At 66.9% G+C, this 2453-nt stretch carries 3 protein-coding genes; all 3 read left to right on the top strand.

The genetic code is table 11. From position 1 onward, the window contains the following. The first annotated feature begins 587 nt into the window (after window positions 1-587). Entirely contained in the window at window positions 588-1088 is a 501-nt protein-coding gene (locus VF468_10490; GenBank protein HEX5878735.1) for a DUF1269 domain-containing protein, read from the top strand. A 454-nt stretch (window positions 1089-1542) separates the two neighbouring features. Next, the gene (locus VF468_10495; GenBank protein ID HEX5878736.1) at window positions 1543-1767 is read left to right on the top strand and encodes a hypothetical protein; all 225 of its coding nucleotides are present in this window, start codon (window positions 1543-1545) and stop codon (window positions 1765-1767) included. Between the two features lie 416 nt (window positions 1768-2183). After that, window positions 2184-2453: hypothetical protein (locus tag VF468_10500; GenBank protein HEX5878737.1), on the top strand; the 270-nt coding region annotated here is incomplete at its 3' end.

Here is a 2453-nt window from a genome sequence, read left to right on the forward strand (position 1 = left end):
GCTCGCCGCGGACGGCATGGCGGTCGCAGAGCCGCTGCACTGGCCCAAGGGTTCGACCTGGCTGCTCCGGCGCACCCAGCGACAGGTCCATGCCCGCTACTTGGGTCCGCTGGCGCTGGACCCGGTCACCACTGCCTGAACTCCTGGCGAACGTATCCCAACCGGGTGATGCGCGGCCTCCCCCAGCCAACCACACTCACCAAAGTCCGTCGACAAACGAAAGGGGCAACCATGGCCGTCGGACCAGTCCAGCTCATCGTCCTAGGCTTCAACCACTCGGGGTGATGCCACCACGCGCATGCTGGGGTGTGCTGCTGGCTGGACGGCACGGTGGCGTGCTGTGAGCGCGCCCGGGACGTGGTTGGCCTTTGAAGGCGTGACGAGGTCGGAGCGGATCGACCGGCGAACCGTGTCTGGCTTGGCGAGGGCGGCGCCCAGGAGGGAGGAGGGACGGCGAGACTGACGGCACGACGACCAACCTGGGGGTTGAGCGGCTGTTTGCGGCCGAGAACCCCAGGGACCAGCTCCTGTTCCAGGCCTATTACCCGCCCGTCGAAGCGACGCCGGGTTGAGAAAGGTGGTCCTGCATGGATCCCGACACCCCGATCGTTCTGGCCGCGGCCAAGTACCCGAACCGCGACCTTGCTGTCGAGGACTTCAACCGGGTATGGAGTGCCCGCAAGCAGGGGGAATTCGGCCACACAGCGGTGGCCGTTCTGACCAAGGACGCCAACGGCAAACTCCAGACCGAGCGCCATGACAGCACCGCCAAGCACATGGGGTGGGCCGGCGCGGGGCTGGCCGTGCTCGCGCCTGGAGTCGGCGTCGCCGCCGCCGCCGGGGCCGGCGCCATCGCCGGGCACTTCTGGCACAACATCCCCAAAGACAAGGTCCGCGAGGCCGCGACCCTGCTCGAATCCGGTGAGTCCGGGCTGATCATCGTCGCCGTCAACAAGCAGGGCACCTACATCAGGTCGTTGCTCCAGAACGCCGAGAAGACCTCGGTCATGGAAACCGACGCCGGAAACCTGCAGGCCGAGATGGACAAGGAACTGGCCGAAGCCGAGGCCAGCAAGGCCCAGAGCTGAGCGTCGCTTCCATCGCCGTGTCAGCGCGCGCGCATGGCAAGCGCGCGCTGACACGAGCTGGCACGTCAGGAGATGGCGTGGTCTGGGCGCTCAACGGTCGTCGCTGCGGAGCCAGCCGACAAGGGGCAGCGCCTGCGCGACGTCAGCCAACGCGGAGGGGTGGAACAGGCACGGTTCCCGGCGATCATGAAAGATGGGGTAGCTGAGCTGGAAGACTGCTGCTCAATCAGAACGGTAGGTTGTTGGCAGCTGGCTCGCTCTCGCCGTGCTAATGGGGCTCCTCATCGGCGCGGTAGTTCTGGCGCTACGGGTCATCGTCCAACCGGGCAACGCTGGTCGGGCGGAACACTGTGAGAACGGCCGCCAGCAAGGTCAACGTAGATGGCTAAGGATTGGGGTCGAGATGGCTGGGATCCGAGACGCCGACGCTTGGATCAGACGATCCAGCGCCGTCGTGGCGGTCCTCATCTTTGCCGCGGTGATCGGGATTCCCTACGTGTGCGAGCGGGCCTACCGTCGCTGGTGGAAAGAGAACCATCCACTTGCCGGGCATCGGGCCCGCCTTGAGCGCACGAGGACCGGCTACGAGGACAGGCGGGCCGACGTGACCAAGGTGGCTCAGGTCATCAGCGATGTCCTCGTCGAGGTCCATGGGGCGAGGTCGGGAAGCACGCGTTAGGGCCACTAGGGGCACCACCATCCAACCCCTTCTCTTGGCGGACGGGTGGGCGGCCGCGCGAGACGTCGACGTCCCGAACACCGTTTCGCTGGGACCCAGTGCTTCGGCAGAGTGCCGGCGTGAGGCCATATTCCCGGTGGCCAACGGTTCGTTGGCAAGGGCGGCAAGCCCGCGGCAGCCTTGGAGTGGGAGACTTCGAATTCGGCTAAGCCACCCGAGCTGACGCGTAGCGATGACGAGTGAGCCACGCTGCAGCGCTGGCGCGACGGCCCACCTCGGGGCAGGCGCTGGCCTTGCTCACACTGGTGGTGTTGGCGGGTAGCGGGCCGGGGTAATTACCCGATCCGGGTGATGCGCGCCCCACCGATCGGCTGCCACCCTGACATCTAATGAATCTTCTCTGGGGTGTTGTCATCGTGGCGGTGACGGTGGCGGTGGCCGTGGCGGCCATGTTGCTGGTCCGCCGCCGCGCCCCGGAGGGCAGCTTCTTCAATGACGGTGACCGCGCCTCTGGGGTGTTCGGGGTGCTCGCTACTGGGTTCTCCCTCCTGCTCGGGCTCATCGTGGTCTACATGCTGTTCTTCGCCGACAGCGGGGAGCGGGCGGTCGTCCAGGGCCTGCTGATGGGCTCGGTCGTGGCCGTCATGGTCGCGACCCTGCTGCTGATCAGGACCCTGGACGCGCCC

It is taken from the genome of Actinomycetota bacterium (assembly GCA_036280995.1).
Classification (GTDB): domain Bacteria; phylum Actinomycetota; class CALGFH01; order CALGFH01; family CALGFH01; genus CALGFH01.